This is a genomic window from Acinetobacter sp. LT1 (assembly GCF_059800965.1).
Genome location: NZ_JBBAXE010000017.1, coordinates 11,811 through 29,771 on the forward strand (window position 1 = coordinate 11,811; position 17,961 = coordinate 29,771).

17 protein-coding genes and 1 riboswitch are annotated in these 17,961 nt (G+C 40.4%); of the genes, 8 read left to right on the forward strand and 9 right to left on the reverse strand.

Translation table 11 applies throughout. The features are described 5' to 3' along the window. Window positions 1-3: 3 nt before the first annotated feature. The 3 genes from hemC to WBW42_RS15130 all read right to left on the reverse strand — a co-directional run bounded on the left by hemC (window position 4) and on the right by WBW42_RS15130 (window position 2,962). Entirely contained in the window at window positions 4-921 is a 918-nt protein-coding gene (gene hemC, locus WBW42_RS15120) for a hydroxymethylbilane synthase (RefSeq protein WP_032070633.1), read from the reverse strand. 100 nt (window positions 922-1,021) lie between these two features. Further along, the gene (locus WBW42_RS15125) at window positions 1,022-1,762 is read right to left on the reverse strand and encodes a LytR/AlgR family response regulator transcription factor (RefSeq protein ID WP_032070634.1); all 741 of its coding nucleotides are present in this window, start codon (window positions 1,760-1,762) and stop codon (window positions 1,022-1,024) included. 60 nt (window positions 1,763-1,822) lie between these two features. Next, window positions 1,823-2,962, reverse strand: a complete 1,140-nt coding sequence (locus WBW42_RS15130; protein ID WP_005079426.1) for a sensor histidine kinase — start codon at window positions 2,960-2,962, stop codon at window positions 1,823-1,825. On the opposite strand from WBW42_RS15130, the gene argH reads away from it, so the two are divergent. Both argH and WBW42_RS15140 read left to right on the forward strand, forming a co-directional pair. Next, complete coding sequence (gene argH / locus WBW42_RS15135; protein WP_002121138.1) at window positions 2,953-4,386, forward strand: argininosuccinate lyase; 1,434 nt, start codon at window positions 2,953-2,955, stop codon at window positions 4,384-4,386. The genes WBW42_RS15130 and argH overlap by 10 nt on opposite strands. A gap of 9 nt (window positions 4,387-4,395) precedes the next feature. Next, the gene (locus WBW42_RS15140) at window positions 4,396-4,665 is read left to right on the forward strand and encodes an oxidative damage protection protein (protein WP_000089995.1); all 270 of its coding nucleotides are present in this window, start codon (window positions 4,396-4,398) and stop codon (window positions 4,663-4,665) included. A gap of 306 nt (window positions 4,666-4,971) precedes the next feature. Here WBW42_RS15140 and phoU read toward each other — a convergent pair whose 3' ends face one another. The 4 genes from phoU to WBW42_RS15160 form a co-directional block, all read right to left on the reverse strand. Beyond that, window positions 4,972-5,694 (reverse strand): phosphate signaling complex protein PhoU, encoded by a 723-nt coding sequence (phoU, locus tag WBW42_RS15145; protein WP_000075183.1) that lies wholly within the window; start codon window positions 5,692-5,694, stop codon window positions 4,972-4,974. A 105-nt stretch (window positions 5,695-5,799) separates the two neighbouring features. Beyond that, window positions 5,800-7,146 (reverse strand): multidrug efflux outer membrane protein AbuO, encoded by a 1,347-nt coding sequence (gene abuO, locus WBW42_RS15150; protein ID WP_032070635.1) that lies wholly within the window; start codon window positions 7,144-7,146, stop codon window positions 5,800-5,802. Window positions 7,147-7,226: 80 nt separating this feature from the next. Next, on the reverse strand, window positions 7,227-8,132 hold the full coding sequence (locus tag WBW42_RS15155; RefSeq protein ID WP_032070636.1) for a DMT family transporter: 906 nt from the start codon (window positions 8,130-8,132) through the stop codon (window positions 7,227-7,229). Continuing rightward, window positions 8,125-8,706, reverse strand: a complete 582-nt coding sequence (locus WBW42_RS15160) for a TetR/AcrR family transcriptional regulator (protein ID WP_032070637.1) — start codon at window positions 8,704-8,706, stop codon at window positions 8,125-8,127. The genes WBW42_RS15155 and WBW42_RS15160 overlap by 8 nt, the downstream gene beginning before the upstream one ends. A gap of 107 nt (window positions 8,707-8,813) precedes the next feature. On the opposite strand from WBW42_RS15160, the gene WBW42_RS15165 reads away from it, so the two are divergent. From WBW42_RS15165 to gluQRS, 6 genes are all read left to right on the forward strand, one after another. After that, entirely contained in the window at window positions 8,814-9,896 is a 1,083-nt protein-coding gene (locus WBW42_RS15165) for a hypothetical protein (protein WP_032070638.1), read from the forward strand. 34 nt (window positions 9,897-9,930) lie between these two features. Continuing rightward, a riboswitch (TPP riboswitch) is annotated at window positions 9,931-10,065 on the forward strand. An 89-nt stretch (window positions 10,066-10,154) separates the two neighbouring features. After that, on the forward strand, window positions 10,155-12,032 hold the full coding sequence (thiC, locus tag WBW42_RS15170) for a phosphomethylpyrimidine synthase ThiC (RefSeq protein WP_032070639.1): 1,878 nt from the start codon (window positions 10,155-10,157) through the stop codon (window positions 12,030-12,032). A 75-nt stretch (window positions 12,033-12,107) separates the two neighbouring features. Beyond that, on the forward strand, window positions 12,108-12,734 hold the full coding sequence (locus WBW42_RS15175) for an NUDIX domain-containing protein (RefSeq protein WP_032055615.1): 627 nt from the start codon (window positions 12,108-12,110) through the stop codon (window positions 12,732-12,734). 4 nt (window positions 12,735-12,738) lie between these two features. Beyond that, window positions 12,739-13,551, forward strand: a complete 813-nt coding sequence (gene cpdA / locus WBW42_RS15180; protein WP_045126608.1) for a 3',5'-cyclic-AMP phosphodiesterase — start codon at window positions 12,739-12,741, stop codon at window positions 13,549-13,551. A gap of 211 nt (window positions 13,552-13,762) precedes the next feature. Continuing rightward, on the forward strand, window positions 13,763-14,299 hold the full coding sequence (dksA, locus tag WBW42_RS15185) for an RNA polymerase-binding protein DksA (protein ID WP_002121205.1): 537 nt from the start codon (window positions 13,763-13,765) through the stop codon (window positions 14,297-14,299). A gap of 1 nt (window position 14,300) precedes the next feature. Next, window positions 14,301-15,197 carry a tRNA glutamyl-Q(34) synthetase GluQRS gene (gene gluQRS, locus WBW42_RS15190; RefSeq protein ID WP_005065740.1) on the forward strand — a complete coding sequence of 299 codons (897 nt, stop codon included), beginning with the start codon at window positions 14,301-14,303 and terminating at the stop codon, window positions 15,195-15,197. Between the two features lie 49 nt (window positions 15,198-15,246). Here the strand turns inward: gluQRS and ftsW are convergent, their stop codons facing one another. Together ftsW and murD are read right to left on the reverse strand one after the other, a co-directional pair. Further along, window positions 15,247-16,443, reverse strand: coding sequence for a putative lipid II flippase FtsW (gene ftsW / locus WBW42_RS15195; RefSeq protein ID WP_005079447.1), 1,197 nt, complete (start codon window positions 16,441-16,443; stop codon window positions 15,247-15,249). A gap of 24 nt (window positions 16,444-16,467) precedes the next feature. Beyond that, window positions 16,468-17,814 carry a UDP-N-acetylmuramoyl-L-alanine--D-glutamate ligase gene (gene murD, locus WBW42_RS15200; RefSeq protein WP_002121241.1) on the reverse strand — a complete coding sequence of 449 codons (1,347 nt, stop codon included), beginning with the start codon at window positions 17,812-17,814 and terminating at the stop codon, window positions 16,468-16,470. Between the last annotated feature and the right edge of the window lie 147 nt (window positions 17,815-17,961).

Here is a 17,961-nt window from a genome sequence, read left to right on the forward strand (position 1 = left end):
GGTTTAGTAGAGGGCCTTTAATAGCTCGCCAGCACCTTGATCAAGTAAGTTTCGAGCAAGGTTTTCACCCAATTGCTGAGCATTATTGGCTTCATCTGTTAGTTCAGCACGTAATAATGTTTGGCCATCAGGGCTTCCAACACGACCTTCGATATGGATTTGACCATTTTGTAGTGTGGCATAACCTGCAATTGGGACCTGACAACCACCTTCAAGATAGGCATTAAATGCACGTTCAGCACGTACACAAACATCAGTTTCTTCGTGTAATAAAGGTTGAATTAAAGCCAATACATCTTGGTCAGCTGCACGGCACTCTAAACCCAATGCACCTTGTCCCACAGCAGGCAAACTAATATCTGGTGTCAAACAATGACGGATACGTTCTGACAAACCTAAACGCTTCAAACCAGCACTGGCCAGAATAATCGCATCGTATTGACCTTCATCTAGCTTCGCCAAACGTGTGCCAACATTTCCACGCAAGTCAATAATTTGCAAATCAGGACGTTGTTTTAAAATCTGAGATTTACGACGCAAACTTGAGGTACCGACTTTTGCACCTTGTGGTAAATCAGCGAATTTTTCAAACTGATTTGAAACAAAAGCATCTAACGGATCTTCACGTTCGCAAATTACTGCTAAAGTTAAACCTTCTGGCAAAGCCATTGGCACATCTTTCATTGAATGTACAGCTAAGTCCGCACGCCCATCTAAAAGTGCTACCTCCAACTCTTTAACGAACAGCCCTTTACCCCCAATTTTTGCTAAAGGCGTATCTAAGATTTTATCGCCCTGCGTGACAAATTTAACCAATTCCACCTTTAAATCAGGGTGAAGCTCCTGTAAACGGGCACGAATATGTTCTGCCTGCCAAAGAGCAAGTGGGCTTTGTCGTGTAGCAATTTTCAAGGTTTTCATAAATTCAAGCATGGGCTGGTCAAACAATACACCCTAAACTTAACTTGATCCCTTAAAATTGCAAGTAAAATCTCGCAAGTTCAAGATAACTCTTTTAAATTTAGAGCTGATGAATTCGCTCTCTAAGCGTAGACAAATGTCGACGGCTCACTGAAAGTCTTTCATCAAGACCGCGTAATCTAACCTGATATTGCCCCGAACTGATCAGCTCCAACCCATCTAGGTATGCGACTGCAACCAACGCATTTCGATGAATACGAATGAACTGATCTGCGAATTCGGTTTCAAGCTCTTTTAATGTTTCATCTATTAATACACTGCCATTTTTATGTCTCACAGTGACATATTTCTGATCTGCTAAAAAGTAATAGATATTTTCAACAGGAATCAGTTCAACCCCACGATAGGTTTTTGCGGCAATTTGATGACGCTGTGTCTTTAAATCTTGTAAAAGCTCAGAATTCGGTAATGCATTGAGCTGTGCTTGAGTAAGTTGAGTTAGCTGACTTAAAGCTTGCTCAAGTTCAACTGGATCAATCGGTTTAAGAAGATATGCTTGAGCCTGAGCTTTAAAAGCTTCCAATGCATGCTGATCGTAGGCGGTACAAAATACAATCGCAGGTCGAGGATTTAGCTGACTCAACTGTTCTGCACAGACAAGCCCATTCATACCTGGCATTTGAATATCAAGTAAGATTACATCCGGTTGATGAAGCCGTGCCTGTTCCAAGGCCTCCTGTCCATGATGAGCCGTTGATACAACCTCATGTCCCATCTTTGAAACTAAACGTGATAAACGCTCCACTGCAAGTGGTTCATCATCACAAATTAGCACCTTCATTCATCCTCCTTGTCACCGTTAACTTGGTCCATTTTTTTATGGTTAACTCTGACTGACTTATTATTTTGTTTGATATTGATAGCTCATAATAGTGGTATATAAAGCTTCACCTTTATAAACCTGAAATCTAACGGTGTTCCCATAATACGCTTTCAGGCGCTGCTTAACATTTTCAAGAGCGATTCCATGCCCTTTCCGTGAATTTATTGTATCGTCTGTATATGGGTTGGTAATGACTATACTGACCTGATTTTGCAATATTTCAACCAATACCCCTATGGTTGCTTTACCCATCATTGGTTCTACCCCATGAAAAATACTATTCTCTAACAAGGGTTGTAATGTCAATAAAGGAATAGTGATCTGTTTTAATTGCACAGATGAAAGCTCGATCTTCCAATCTACTTTTAAACGCTCCCCCAAACGGACCTGTTCAATCATTAAATATTGTTTACTCAGCTCGATTTCTTCATGCAGACTCACCAATTTTAATTCTTGGAAACTCGCGCGAAATAACCGCGACAAACTGATGAGCATGCTTTCAGCTTTATCTGGATCTATCGCAATTAAACTCACCACATTATTTAAACTATTAAATAAGAAGTGAGGGTGAATTCGTGCTTGCATGGCCTGAATACGGGCATTTAATTCGGCATATTGCTGATGCAACCATTGTTCCCTGACATATAAATAACGTAAGCAAAAAGCCCCGAGTAATATTCCATAGCTTAGATATAAAGGTACATTGGTAAAATAAACACTCCAGCCCTGCGTTAAAGAAGCATGTTTATTTAAAAGACCAAACTGAAAAAAATTACTAATTAAAGTGGTCAAAACAACAATACTTTGCAGCATGACAAAACCAATAGCCAAAGCAAATTCTTGACGCAAGCTGCTAAAAAAACCTTGAAAGCGTTCAACCAATGCAAAAAAGGACAATATTACCCAGTTAATAAAAATGATGTATTGAAAAAGCCTTCCCCCGCTTAAGGCTTGCCAAGACTGTGCTTCAGCCAATGCCAAAACCAGTGCCAAAACATTACTTGCGATAATTAATTCGAATAAGTGTTGCCAACGCCCGCTTTTCGTAAAAAAATAGGAGGAATTTTGATTTCGGTATGCTGTAGGAAACAACTTTGTTTGTTGAGCTTCGGCAAGTGATATACTCTTTTTTATTTTACTGAGCCACCATGACCACATCTTCAAATCCCCCTAATTCAGTAACCCCAGACCAAACCTCAGGTATGTGGGGTGGTCGTTTTTCTGAAGCGACGGACGCTTTTGTAGCCGAATTTACCGCCTCTGTTCAGTTTGACCAACGTTTTTATAAACAAGACATCGCTGGTTCGATTGCGCATGCTACCATGCTTGCGAAAGTTGGCGTACTCACGGAAGCAGAACGCGATGACATTATTGAAGGTTTAAGCACCATTCGCTCAGAAATTGAGGCTGGAAACTTTGAGTGGCGCATCGATCTTGAAGATGTTCACATGAACATTGAATCACGTTTGACTCAACGTATTGGCATTACAGGTAAAAAATTACACACAGGCCGTAGCCGTAACGATCAGGTTGCAACTGATATTCGTCTTTACCTGCGCGACGAAATTGATGATATTTTAAAATTATTAGAACGTTTACAAAAAGGCTTGTTAGGCTTGGCTGCCAAAAATGTAAATACAATTATGCCAGGCTTTACACACCTACAAACTGCTCAGCCTGTGACTTTTGGTCATCACTTGTTAGCATGGTTTGAAATGTTAGTACGTGACACTGAACGACTTCAAGACTGCCGTAAACGTGTTAATCGTATGCCACTTGGTTCTGCCGCTCTTGCTGGTACAACTTATCCGATTGACCGCGCATATACAGCAGAACTTTTAGGTTTTGAAGCTGTATCTGAAAACTCGCTTGATGCTGTATCTGACCGTGACTTTGCCATCGAATTTAATGCGGCGGCTGCACTTATTATGATGCATTTATCACGTATGTCAGAAGAACTGATTCTTTGGACTTCTGCACAGTTCAAATTTGTGAATATTCCTGACCGCTTCTGTACTGGTTCTTCAATCATGCCACAGAAGAAAAACCCGGATGTTCCAGAACTTATCCGTGGTAAATCTGGCCGTGTATTTGGTGACTTAATTAGCTTACTTACGCTCATGAAAGGTCAACCATTGGCATACAACAAAGATAACCAAGAAGACAAAGAACCTTTATTTGATGCAATCGATACGGTTCGTGGTTCACTCATGGCATTTGCAGACATGATTCCTGCATTGGTTCCAAATATTGAAATCATGCGTGAAGCTGCTCTTCGTGGATTCTCAACTGCAACTGACCTTGCTGACTATTTAGTGAAAAAAGGCGTTGCGTTCCGTGATGCGCATGAAATTGTGGGTAAAGCAGTCGCATTAGGGGTTGCAGAAGAAAAAGATTTATCTGAACTCACACTTGAGCAATTACAGCAATTCTCTGACTTAATTACAGCAGATGTGTTTGATAAAGCCTTAACTCTAGAAGCTTCTGTAAATGCTCGTGATCATATTGGTGGAACTTCTCCAAAACAGGTTGAAGCTGCAATTGCGCGTGCCCATACACGTTTAGAACAGTTATACGCTTAAGGATAAAACATGAGTCGCCAAGTATTTTGCCGTAAATATCAAAAGGAAATGGAAGGTTTAGACTTCGCTCCTTTCCCTGGTGCTAAAGGCCAAGATTTTTTTGAAAATGTTTCTAAGCAAGCATGGCAAGAATGGTTACAGCATCAAACTACGCTAATTAATGAAAAGCGCTTAAACGTGTTTGAACCAGAAGCTAAAAAGTTTCTGGAAGAACAACGTGAGAAATTCTTCAATAATGATGAAAGCGTAGAAAAAGCTGAAGGCTGGAAACCAGAATAATCGGTTTGTTTTAGCTTATTCATCATTAAAAAGGCGGGTCTATATACATAGATCCGCCTTTTTTTACGTGAAACTTACACAAACATAAAAAGCCTTACATAGAGCGCACAGGACTCTACATGACATCAAAAAGCGAAGAACTTAATATCACTCTATAGCAAGAAGAACACGATCCCTGTCGTGTTTATGCACTTGATTTTCTGTCCTGAACTTCCCCCCAAAGTTCGGGACATTTTTTTATCTATTATTTTTTAAAAACAAAAAAGCCTTGTTTCAAACAAGGCCTTTAAATATTTCAGCTCAAGATTACTTTTCGTGGACTTTGGCTTCAATTTCTTCAATTTTGGTATGACGAGCATCAAAGCCTTTCGCCATATAAATCACTTGCTCAGCAATGTTACGTGCATGATCGCCAATACGCTCTAATGAACGTAAAACCCACATGACATTAATCACACGAGCAATATGGCGCGGGTCTTCAATCATATAGGTCATTAATGTACGTGTTGCTGATTGATATTCACGGTCAATGTCAGCATCCGCTAAAAGTACACGTAAAGCTTGATCTGCATCTAAACGTGCAAAAGCGTCAAGTGCATCATGAATCATGACACGAACTTGGTTACCAATATGACGTGTTTCCATGTAGCCACGCGGTGACCCGCCCTCTTCACACAGATTTTGTGCAATACGGGCAATTTTTGCAGCTTCATCACCAATACGCTCAAGGTCAGTATTGGCTTTGCTCATGGCAATAACCATACGCAAATCAATCGCTGCCGGATGACGACGCGCCAAAATTAATGTTAAGCCTTCATCAATATCACGTTCATATTGATTGACTGCATTATCTTTAAATTGAACATCAATCGCTAAATTTGCGTCGGTATCAAGTAAAGAATGAATTGCATTTGCAACCTGCTGTTCGACCAAGCCACCCATGGTCATAAACTTTGTGTTTACATCTTGCAAATCTTCATTAAATTGAGAAGAAATATGATGGCTTAACACCGGATTACTTGGACTCAAGGGAAGCCTCCAACATGATGGCGCGGGAATAAAATGATTGAGCATTAAAACACAGCAATCATTAAGTTTTTATGACAAAATTAAATTTCAGATAAAAGCATTTAATTACTGATAAGTTAACCAGCTATTAAGCTCAACCAGATCCTTTTCACCTAACTGGCCTACCGCAGCTTTTAAACGAAGCACATTCAATAAATAGTCATACTGAGCATTAAGATAATCCTGTTTTGCAGAAAAAGCATTACGCTGCGCCAATAAAACATCAACCATACTTTTTAAGCCTTCGTTATAACTCGCTTTTGAAGCTTGAGAAACTAAAGAAGATGAATCCATTGCAGCCTTTCTTGCTTCAAGTTTGGCTTGATCTGTGTCTACCTGCATAAACGCACTTTTCACATCGACATTGGCACGGCGAATGGCTGCATCAAGTTGTGCCTGCGCTTTACTGACTTCTACAGTGGCTTTTTTAATTGATGTTCGGGTCCGTCCACCATTAAATAAATTCCAGTTCATTTCTACCCCGACCTGATCAAATTTTCCGTCAGTCGAAATGAGTGTCTCTGGTGTTTGTTTAGTATAGCCATAACTTGCTACGGCATCTATTTGAGGATAAAGCGCTGCCTTTTCGACACGGCGCTGATCTTCACTATATTTTTGCTGTAAACGGGCTTGCTGGATCTTTAAGTTTTTTTGCTGCGCCAAAGAAAGCCAGTCATTAAGTTCTGCTGGATAAGGCTTTTGAAAATTAAAATCACTGCGCAGTACAGCGAGTTTATCTTGATAAGAACCAATATATTCAGAAAGCTGCTCTTGGGCTAAAAGTAATTGAACATTGGTTGAAATACGATTGGCTCTAGCATTTTGATATTGGGCATTTGCTTCACTCACATCACTACGTGCCACCAACCCTTCTTTGAGTTTGGCATTCATCATATTGAGCTGTTCAAGCAAAGCCTTTTCTTCTTGTAAGTATGCAACACTCAACGCCTGCTGCCGCAACACATTAAAATAGGCTTCTGCCACATTTAAAACATGATCTTGTTTTTGTAGTCTTAAAGTGATTTCACTTAAGGCAACCGAAGTTTTAACTTGTTTATAACCTTCCCAAGCATCCATTCGAAATAATGGCTGACGTGCAGTGAGAGTCGCTTGTCGAGTCGTTGACGTACTACTTACCAAAGCATCTGACAGGCCTTCTTGATCAACGCCTGGAAAGTTTGAACGTTTTACAGTTTGTCGATTACGGGTAATGTTTCCAGACAATGTGACAGTAGGTAATAATGCCCCCGTTGCTAAGCCTAAGTTCAGTTGATCTGCTTCATATTGTTGTTGATTGGCTTGCCACGTCGGGTCATTTTGTTTTGCGCGCTCATAAGCTTCAACTAAATCTAAAGCAAAACTCGAAGATGCAAAACTCCAAAGGCCAACAGCGACCATTAATTTTATTTTCATTGTTTAAATCAACGATAAAACTTGTCCTTAAGACTAAGAAAAATTCAAATCAAACTCAAGCCATTAAAAGTTTTAGTTTTTTAAGCGTTCTTAGTTTTTGACAAAATTAAAATACAAATAAAAATCAAAAACATGCCTATCCAACCTACCCATGAAACATGCTCGCCAACCAAAACAATCGCAAAAATCGCAGCGACTAAGGGTTCGAATAAAGTTAGGGTGGTCGCTTTGCTGGCATTTACTGTTTTTAATCCAAAACCGAAAAGTAAATAACCCAAAAACATAGGAATCAGCATCATATAACCAGCCACAAGTAGATTGGTTGAGCTATGCAATAACCCTCCACCTGTAACCAATAAAGTAGGAAGCAAAATAACTGCCCCGCCTCCCATAATCATGCCCATTGCAGCTTTAGAGGCAACACCCCGATCTATTAATCTTTTTGCAGCCCATGAATAAAGTGAATAAGTTGTAGCAGCGACCAGCCCAAGAAAAATACCGAAGAATTTACTCCATTGATTTGTACTCTCTTGAACCGCATGACTTTCGCCCATCGACAACATACTTACCCCAAGCACACCGCACACAAAACTTAGAAACCAGATAGCCGATAAAGCTTTGCGATCAAAGAATCGTTCTAAAATTGCTGCGATTAGTGGAGCAGTACCAATTGAAACCACGGTGCCAATCGTAATGCCCGCATAATGCATTGAAGAATAAAAAGCCAAAGGATAAATACCCACCGCCACTATGCCTAAAAGCAGTATTGAAAGATTTTCCCTTATAAACTGACGGTTTTCCCGTATTGCTCGTGATGCAACCAAAGCTTGTAAAAGACCTCCACCGCCCATCGCTACAGCGCCAATAGCAAGTGGGCCAAGAGTCGGTGCAAATGCTGCCGCCGTACCTGTTGTTCCCCACAAAACAGAAGCAACTAAAATTGCAATTGTGCCTCCATAACTACTATTTCTAATGAGGCTAATCATGTGGGCATTCTCTACTTAAAATGTCTTCTGCCATTTGTTTTGCTAACAGGAGTTGTCGGCTGTTGCCTTCTAAGCCTGCTCGAGCCATAGAACCTTCTAAAAGAAAAGAAAGCTGGGTGGCCACATAGTTAACGCGCTGTGAGTCTGGTATTAATTTTTTTAAATGCTCAGCAACAATAGCCTCAACTTCTTCTTTATGGTGTCTTACCGAACTTCGCCCTGCACTATTCGCCGGAAACTCAGCCGCAGCATTCAATAACCCACAACCTCGAAAGCCTTTTTCATAGGCAAATTCCGCATGGTCTTGATAGGCATCAAATACGGCCAAGATGGCTTGTTTCGCTGTTTTTGTTTTTTCTAAACGCTTTTGATAGAGGTCAAGCCACTCTTGATGGCGTGCAGCAATGTAGGCATCGACAAGTTCACCTTTTGAAGAAAAATTATTATAAAGCGACATCTTCGCAACATCTGCTTTAGCCGTAACTGAGTTAATTCCTGTTGCCGTAATGCCATCGTTATAAAACAAGGTTGCCGCTGCATCGAGAATTTTCTGTCTTGCTGTTTTATCATTCATAACTTTTACTTAAGTAGACCGACCTACCTAATAATAAAGTTTTCTAACAATGATGCAACCTTTTTAAGCGTTATAATTTGAGCAATATTAATTTCTATAAAAGTACAATGATGAAAAAAGTTCTAATAATAAGTATGTGCGGTGCACTACTTTTAGCTGGATGTAATAAAACATCAGAGCAAGATCAGGCTGTATCTAAAGAGCAAAAACCAACTGAGCAAAAGGCCACTCAAAAACAAGACAGTAGCTGCTTACAAATTATGGTAGCTATGCACACGATTAATCAAAACAGCAAAATAGAAGACTTAAATCAAATTAATGAAAAGCTTAAAACCTGTGTTCCTTCTTTAAAAAATCATGAGCAGCTTAAGCTGATTGATGCATCAACTGCCATGTATCAACGTTTTCTAAAACAAGACTACACTGAAAAAACAGGGAGAGCTTTTGAAGCATTTGGCTATGCCGTTTTAGAACAGAAACAAGACCTTAAAAAGGTAATTCAAAGTCAGAAAAAGCTCTTCGCCCAACTGAGCCCGCGTGATCAATATTTACTTCAACATGAAGGGCAAGCCTATATTGAACTTCTCTATCAAGGTGAAGGCATGTTTACCTATCGACGCCAGCCAAGCTATTTAGTTGACGTTTTTTCTAAGTCCTTACCCGCGGACCAAAAAGAGTTTTTAACTCGTATGGCGAAAGACAATCAAAATATTTTCTATAATGATGGTGCGTTGGCTATTTCATGGAAAGAGCTCACTGAACGCGCATTATTTTGGGAAAAGTTTATTCAAAAGTATCCAAAGAGCCACTTTATTGATGATGCAAAACTACTATTTAATGAATATCGTTATTTTATTTTCTTTGGCTTAGACAACACGCCCGTGTCAGATGAATATGCACCGAATACATGGTTTGATAAAGATGCGCTTCAGCAAATTCGGTTTCTCTCTACACAAAATGAGTCGAGTTTAGCCAAACCTGCTCAACTGTTTCTTAAGTTTATTGCTACGCCTGTAGAAGAGCGCAATAAGCAATTTAAAATAGATTTAACTGATAAAAATGGTGATAAAAAATCAAATTATCAGATGACTCATGAACAACTTGAGCAGCTCTTAAAATTTGATTCGCCATGGAACACGGAAGTCTATCGTGACTGCCATATGGATGCGGTTTGTATAGATACAAATTGACAATGCCAGCCAACCTAAAACATGTTAGTCTTTAAATCGCTTGACGGAGCGCGAGTAATAGCTCGCTGAGATTGTGTAAATTCCGTGTTATCGCAACACAAGTTTGATCACAAGTACCGTTGAACCTGATCAGGTTAAGACCTGCGTAGGAATCAAGCCATCTGAAAACTTACAGCCTTAAATTTATCTAGCAAAGATAAATCCGCCATCGTTTTTGGTCGTGCTTGATTCGTTGATGTTATTCATAAGGATCATGTGATGAACCAGTTAACGAATCTTTCTTCTGCTGAAATTTCAGCACAACATGAACAAGATGCAAAAGATTTAACTCGCATCTTACCCGCTTCTAAAAAAGTTTATATTGAAGGCTCTCGCCCTGACATTCAGGTTCCAATGCGGGAAATTTCTTTAACCGACACCCCAACTGGCCTTGGTGGTGAACATAACCCTCCTGTTATGGTATATGACACTTCAGGTGTTTATACCGACCCAAATGTTCAAATCGATTTAGACAAAGGTTTACCTTCAGTTCGCCAAAACTGGATTGAAGAGCGTAACGATACTGACGTACTTTCTGGCTTGACCTCAAAATTTGGTCAGGAACGTTTAAAAGATATTCGTACCGCTGATATTCGTTTTGCGCACATTCAAAACCCACGCCGCGCTAAAGCTGGCAAAAATGTCACTCAAATGCACTATGCCAAGCAAGGTATTATCACACCAGAAATGGAATATATTGCAATTCGTGAAAATCAACGCCAGCGTGAAGGTGTTGATATGCGTCAGCATGCTGGACAGAACTTTGGTGCAAAAAATTTAAAAGAAATTACACCTGAATTTGTTCGCCAAGAAGTGGCTGAAGGTCGTGCGATCATTCCTGCCAACATTAACCATCCAGAACTTGAGCCAATGATTATTGGTCGTAACTTCTTGGTTAAAATTAATGCCAATATTGGTAACTCAGCGCTTGGCTCTTCAATTGACGAAGAAGTTGCGAAAATGACTTGGGCAACCCGTTGGGGTGCCGACACCATTATGGACTTGTCGACAGGTAAAAACATTCATGAAACACGTGAATGGATTATTCGTAACTCACCTGTTCCAATCGGCACCGTACCGATTTATCAAGCACTTGAAAAAGTTGATGGTGTTGCAGAGGACCTGACTTGGGAAATCTTCAAAGACACACTAATTGAACAAGCTGAACAAGGTGTTGACTACTTCACCATTCACGCAGGTGTATTACTTCGCTATGTGCCACTTACAGCAAACCGTTTAACAGGTATTGTGTCGCGTGGTGGTTCAATCATGGCGCAATGGTGTCTAGCGCATCATGAAGAAAACTTCTTATACACTCATTTCGATGAAATCTGTGAAATCATGAAAGCTTATGACGTTTCATTTAGCTTAGGTGATGGCTTACGTCCGGGCTGTATTCAAGATGCAAATGACGAAGCACAGTTCAGCGAACTTAAAACATTAGGCGAACTGACTCACCGTGCATGGGAACATGATGTTCAAGTCATGATTGAAGGCCCTGGTCACGTACCAATGCACATGATTAAAGAAAACATGGACCTTCAGCTAGAAGTGTGTAAAGAAGCGCCATTCTATACACTTGGACCATTAACAACAGATATCGCTCCAGGTTATGACCACATTACCTCTGCAATTGGTGCAGCCATGATTGGCTGGTACGGCACAGCAATGCTTTGTTACGTAACACCGAAAGAGCATTTAGGACTACCAAACAAAAAAGATGTTAAAGACGGGATTATTACCTACAAGCTTGCAGCACATGCCGCCGATCTTGCGAAAGGACATCCAGGTGCACAGGTACGTGATAATGCCTTATCAAAAGCACGTTTTGAGTTCCGTTGGGATGATCAGTTCAACCTAAGCCTGGACCCTGATACAGCACGTAGCATGCACGATGAAACCTTACCAAAAGAGGCTCATAAATCTGCTCACTTCTGTTCAATGTGTGGTCCAAAATTCTGTTCAATGAAAATCACTCAGAATGTACGTGACTATGCCAACAATCTCACCAATAGCGATTCAGAGGTTGAAGAAGGCCTCAAAGCGATGAAAGAGGTTTATCAGGAGCAAGGTCAAAAACTGTATCATAAAGTGTAAATATTCAAAAAAAACACTTGCCTAGCCCTGATTCTCGGTTAGGATGAAATAAATAGATTTCGTCCTGACCGAATCATGAGTATTGTTGAACGTCCAAGTTATACATCTAAAGATGTCGAAGTAACATCACGTGAATCTCTATTCCGTGGTTTTATTCAAGTTGAAAAAGTCAGCCTTCGACATCGTCTATTTAATCAATCTGAATATACTCATGTATTGCAGCGTGAACTGGTTCATCGGCCTGAAGCAGCTGGTGTACTACTCTACAACGATCAAAAACAACAGTTTGCACTGATTGAACAGTTCCGTGTTGGGGCTTTAGATGATCCTCAATCACCATGGCAGCTGGAAATAATTGCAGGCGTGTTAGATGGTGATGAATCACCAGAAAGTTGTATTCGACGAGAGAGCCTTGAAGAATCAGGTTGCGAAGTTCAAAATTTAGAGCATCTATTTAGCTTTTACCCGTCAGCTGGTGCTTGCTCAGAATTATTCCATCTCTATGTTGCTGAAACTGAATTACCCACTGAAGGGGGGGTATTTGGCGTAGATGATGAGGGGGAAAATATTCAATTACACTTATTTAATTATAGTGAAATCCAGACTCTACTCGACAGCGGACGTTTAAGAAATGCTCCTGTCATTATGGCATTACAATGGCTGGCCCAACACAGCAAAACGATAATAAACCCGAAGAGGTAGGACGGTGACTTTTCAAGTCTCAACACTTTCACAAAAAGACCATGTCATTATACAAATTACCGATACCCACCTATTGGAGTATCCGCACTTAGAATTTGTGGGTATGAATCCTGAAGAAAGCTTTCATGCCATTATTCAACAGATACTTAATAAACATCCTGAAATTGATGCAATTATCCATACCGGGGATCTAGCTCAAGCACCAACGCCTATTACCTACAAACGTTATATTCAATATATGCAAACCTTGGGGCTGCCCTTTTTTCAGACCTTAGGTAATCATGACAATGTTGACCATTTTCCATTGCATAAAGAGAATCATCAGGAACCTGTAGTTATTTGCTTAGGGAACTGGCGGGTTATTTTATTAAATAGTGCGGTAAAAGGTCATATCGATGGACATCTATCAGCAGAACAGCTAGAGAACTTAACGGCTTTACTTAAAGAGTTTGCAGACAATCCGATTTTGCTGGCTTGTCATCATCACCCTTTTGCCATGAAGTCAAAATGGATTGATCATCACAAGTTACAAAATTCTAATGCCTTGCTTACTACCTTGGCTCCATTTAAAAATGTAAAAGCTTTAGTCTGCGGGCATGTTCATCAAGACTCAATAAACACTTGGCAAGGAGTTGAATTTTTCTCTACACCCTCGACAAGTGTGCAGTTTAAACCCTTTAGTAATGATTTTGCACTCGATCAAAATGCTCCCGGCTATCGTTACATTCGTCTAAAAAACGATGGTAGTTTTGAAACCGAAGTCTTTCGTCTTGAAAATTTTCAAGGCCATATAAACACTGATATTTCAGGCTATTAGCCCTATTTCTTATATGCTTATATATAATTATGACTGGGGTAAACACGTTTTGAAAATATTTACGGGTCGGAATGACTATCATCTTGCAGGAAAAATCTATATGATGACGACCCGATGGGAAAATCCCATCGATGGTTTTCTATAAAAACACTTGCATATCACCATATTTTTTGCGTATAGATAATACGTGTATGATGAGGAATGCCCTATTATGGCGAATGACAACCACAACCAAGTTTTGGATGAACATACAGAAGTTGTAGTGGAAGGTGACAAAGCTTCTGCAAAACGTGCACGTAAAGTGAAACCTAAAACTTCTGACATAGGCACAACTGCAAGTTTATTTGGTATTGCACCTTATCAACCTAAGAAAAATGAAGAGTACATGTCTGAAGGACAGCTCGAGCATTTCCGACAAATTCTGCAAGCATGGAAAGCTGAATTAATGTCTGAAGTTGATCGTACTTTAAATACGATGCAAGACGAATCAACTGCACTGCCAGATGTAAACGACCGTGCTACCCAAGAAGAAGAATTTGCAATTGAATTACGTACACGTGACCGTGAACGTAAGTTAATTCGTAAAATCGAACAATCTATGGAAGCTATTAAGAATGAAGACTACGGTTTCTGTGAAACTTGTGGTATTGAAATCGGCTTACGTCGTTTAGAAGCACGTCCAACTGCAACGTTATGTATTGACTGCAAAACTTTGGCAGAAATTAAAGAGAAGCAAAATAACGGTTAATATGACCGCTGTAGCTACTCAAGAAAAGCCTAGCTTTTCATACTCAGGTCGGTTTGCGCCATCGCCAACCGGCCCTTTGCATTTTGGATCACTCATTACTGCTGTTGCCAGCTATTGCGATGCAAAAGCCCATCAAGGCAAATGGCTGGTTCGTGTCGAAGATACAGATATCCCTCGTATTTATCCCGGCAGTGAAGAGCATATTCTTACATCACTTGAAGCCTTCCAATTCGAACCTGATACAGAGATCATCTTTCAAAAAAATCGTTTAGACATTTATGAAAGCGTATTAGACCAACTCAAAAAAGAAGGTCTTATCTATGCATGTCAATGTACCCGCAAAATGCTTGGTTCAAATGCAATCTATGCAGGTACTTGCCGCGATCTCAATCTTGATTTTCAAGGTCAAGCGATTCGGGTAAAAGTTCAAGATCAGCAGATCTGTTTTGATGACCGATTGCAAGGAGTACATTGCTCCAATCTACAACACGATCTTGGAGATTTTGTTCTTAAGCGCCGTGATGGGATTATTAACTATCAACTTGCGGTCGTTGTGGATGATTATCTACAAGGTATTACCCATGTCGTTCGAGGCGCGGACTTATTAGATAACACCGAACGTCAGATTTGGTTAGCTCAGCTTCTAGGTTATCCTAAATTGAGCTATATGCACCTTCCCCTTGCAATGAATGACCAAGGGCAAAAGCTCTCTAAACAAAATCTTGCTCAAGCACTCGATTTATCAAAAGCGCCTGAATTACTTCAAAAAGCAATACTGGCCTTGGGACAACCCAACGTTGATTTAGATCAGCCTAGAGCGATGCTCAAACAGGCTGTAGCGCAGTGGAATGTTGATTTGATTCCTCATGTGCAAGAGCTCAGCGGAACATATCTATAAATAATAAAAAAGCCCGATTTGATATCGGGCTTTTTTATGATGTCTAATTTTAGAAGTTTGACTCTTCTCGTTCTGGGTTGACTTCTTGTGTTGATGCATCAATCTTTAAGATTAAGCTAATCATCGCAGCACACATCATTAAAGACGTACCACCATAACTAATGAATGGCAAAGTCAAACCTTTAGTTGGCATTAAGCCCATATTCATGCCCGCATTTACTAAAATCTGGAGCAAGAAAATAATACTAATGCCGTAAGCTAAATAGCCTGCGCGAAGGTAATGATGTTTCAAAGCACGGTGACCAATTTTGATACAACATGCCAGCATCAAGAAAGACAAGCCAATAACAATCGAAATACCCACGAAACCAAACTCTTCACCTAGCACTGCCAACATAAAGTCGGTATGTGCTTCAGGTAAATAAGATAGTTTTTGTACACTGTGGCCTAAGCCTGTACCAAACCATTCACCACGACCAAAAGCCATTAATGCATTTGATAACTGATAACCTACACCTAATGGATCTGCCCATGGGTCAGTAAACGAAATTAAACGCTGGAAACGGTAGGGTTCAAATAAGATCAAAAACACAATACCTGTGACAATCGCACCAAGCATGATTAAGAACTGAGTTGGCGGCGCGCCCGCTAAAAAGAACACCCCAACCATCATCATGACAATAACGACGGTTGCCCCTAAGTCAGGCTCAGCAATAATTAAACCGACCGTGATTGCCATTACCCCACTTAAACGCAATAAGCCTTTCCAATGAGTACGAACCTCTTTGGCACGGCGCACAACGTAGTCTGCGGTAAAGATTGCCATCATGACTTTGGCAACCTCGGTTGGCTGCAAGGTAAAGCCACCGATCTTAATCCAACGAGTAGAACCGTTGACTTCCGAACCCACCACCAAAGCAGCAAGCAACAGAACCATGGTTAATAACCACAGCGGGAAGGTATTTTTAAACCACGTATTCAGTGATATTCGATAGGTCAAATAAGCCACTACACCCGCAGCGACAATCGAAATACCATGACGAATCACATAGTGAAATGGGTTTTCATGCATATATTCAGCATAGGGCATCGAAGCGGACGCCACCATCACTGAACCGATACACAACAATGCAACGACACAGAAAATCAGGACATTACGTGGCGTCACTTCCGCTGGCCATTTAGGCAATATCCGTTCATACCAATGATTGATTTTCTGGATTGTGGTCTGAGCTAAGCCTGCCATACTACATTCCTAATCATGTTTTCTTTAAACCAACGAATTGACGCAGGCAACAAACTGCTGACCACGGTCATTATAACTTTTAAACATATCAAAACTTGCACATGCTGGTGATAACAACACCACATCTTCGGCCTGTGTTTCACGTTGAGACAGCTCTACAGCTTCTTTAAGCGTTGCTGCATGTAAAATTTTGGTTGCGCCTTGAATGGCTTGTTCAATCACCGAAGCATCCTCACCAATCAATACCACAACTTTGGCATATTTTTCGATAGAAGAACGTAATGGGCCAAAATCCTGACCTTTACCTTGCCCACCTAAAATCAAGGCAACCTTACCTTTTTTCACTTCAATGGCAGCGCCTAAACCATCAATCGCTGCAAGCGTAGCGCCAACGTTGGTGCCTTTGGAATCATTGTAATAACGTACATCATGCACAGTCTTTACATATTCACAGCGATGCTCTAACCCTTTAAATTGTTTTAAGGTTTCAAGCATAGATTCCATAGGCAGGCCTATTGCCTCACCTAATGCGAGACAAGCTAAAGCATTTGCTACGTTATGCATGCCTTGAATATATAAATCTGAGCTTTTAATTAAACGCTGTAAACCACGCGCAAGCCAAAGCGTGCCATCGCCATCTCTTAAAACACCATATTGATTTAAATCTGGTGCATTTAAACCAAAGCTTTGCATTGGTGTGGTATCTGGAACAAGAGGACGACTTAAAGCATCATCACGGTTAAATACTACTTTTTTAACGCCTTGGAAAATACGGTGTTTTGCTTGATGGTAACCCAACATATTGCCGTGACGATCTAAGTGGTCTTCACTCATATTGAGAACCACAGCAACTTCAGCATTTAAGTGAGACGTGGTTTCTAGCTGAAAACTTGATAGCTCAAGTACAATTAATTCAGGTTGATCTTTTAATAAATCTAGAGCTGGGCGTCCAAGATTGCCACCCACAGCAACTTTCTTACCCGCATCTTTAGCCATTAAACCAATTAAAGTCGTTACTGTACTTTTAGCATTAGAGCCAGTGATCGCTACAATAGGCACATCAGTTGCACGGCGTAATAATTGAATATCACCTACCACAGAAATACCTTTAGCAATAGCTGCCTGAATTTCCGGTAATTGCGGTGCAAGGCCTGGGCTTAAAATAATTTCTTCTGCTTGTAATAATAATTCTTGATCAAGTTGACCGAAACTGGTTTTAACGCCAGCTGGAATCTGATCATGCCCTGGTGGCGTGGGACGAGAGTCTGTTACTGCAACTTGGTAGCCTTGTTCATGCAGGAAATTTACAGCAGAAACGCCTGATATTCCCAAGCCTGCTACAACTTTTAACCCACCACGTTGTATTAACATTTTTGCCCCACAATTTATCAATCGACAGAATGGCAAAAATGTTAGCACTTTGCTGTTTTGAATGCTTTTTCAGTTTGAACTTTATTCATCTTTTTTTGTGTCAGTGCGTAAAAAAGCCATCAATATGATGGCTTTTTAAACGAAACA

Excerpts from the sequence above, each read along its gene's own strand:
- hemC (WP_032070633.1), bottom strand. The coding sequence starts at position 921 with ATGAAAACCTTGAAAATTGCTACACGACAAAGCCCACTTGCTCTTTGG.
- WBW42_RS15125 (WP_032070634.1), bottom strand. The coding sequence starts at position 1,762 with ATGAAGGTGCTAATTTGTGATGATGAACCACTTGCAGTGGAGCGTTTA.
- argH (WP_002121138.1), top strand. The coding sequence starts at position 2,953 with ATGACCACATCTTCAAATCCCCCTAATTCAGTAACCCCAGACCAAACC.
- WBW42_RS15130 (WP_005079426.1), bottom strand. The coding sequence starts at position 2,962 with ATGTGGTCATGGTGGCTCAGTAAAATAAAAAAGAGTATATCACTTGCC.
- WBW42_RS15140 (WP_000089995.1), top strand. The coding sequence starts at position 4,396 with ATGAGTCGCCAAGTATTTTGCCGTAAATATCAAAAGGAAATGGAAGGT.
- abuO (WP_032070635.1), bottom strand. The coding sequence starts at position 7,146 with ATGAAAATAAAATTAATGGTCGCTGTTGGCCTTTGGAGTTTTGCATCT.
- WBW42_RS15155 (WP_032070636.1), bottom strand. The coding sequence starts at position 8,132 with ATGATTAGCCTCATTAGAAATAGTAGTTATGGAGGCACAATTGCAATT.
- WBW42_RS15160 (WP_032070637.1), bottom strand. The coding sequence starts at position 8,706 with ATGAATGATAAAACAGCAAGACAGAAAATTCTCGATGCAGCGGCAACC.
- WBW42_RS15165 (WP_032070638.1), top strand. The coding sequence starts at position 8,814 with ATGATGAAAAAAGTTCTAATAATAAGTATGTGCGGTGCACTACTTTTA.
- thiC (WP_032070639.1), top strand. The coding sequence starts at position 10,155 with ATGAACCAGTTAACGAATCTTTCTTCTGCTGAAATTTCAGCACAACAT.
- WBW42_RS15175 (WP_032055615.1), top strand. The coding sequence starts at position 12,108 with ATGAGTATTGTTGAACGTCCAAGTTATACATCTAAAGATGTCGAAGTA.
- dksA (WP_002121205.1), top strand. The coding sequence starts at position 13,763 with ATGGCGAATGACAACCACAACCAAGTTTTGGATGAACATACAGAAGTT.
- gluQRS (WP_005065740.1), top strand. The coding sequence starts at position 14,301 with ATGACCGCTGTAGCTACTCAAGAAAAGCCTAGCTTTTCATACTCAGGT.
- ftsW (WP_005079447.1), bottom strand. The coding sequence starts at position 16,443 with ATGGCAGGCTTAGCTCAGACCACAATCCAGAAAATCAATCATTGGTAT.
- murD (WP_002121241.1), bottom strand. The coding sequence starts at position 17,814 with ATGTTAATACAACGTGGTGGGTTAAAAGTTGTAGCAGGCTTGGGAATA.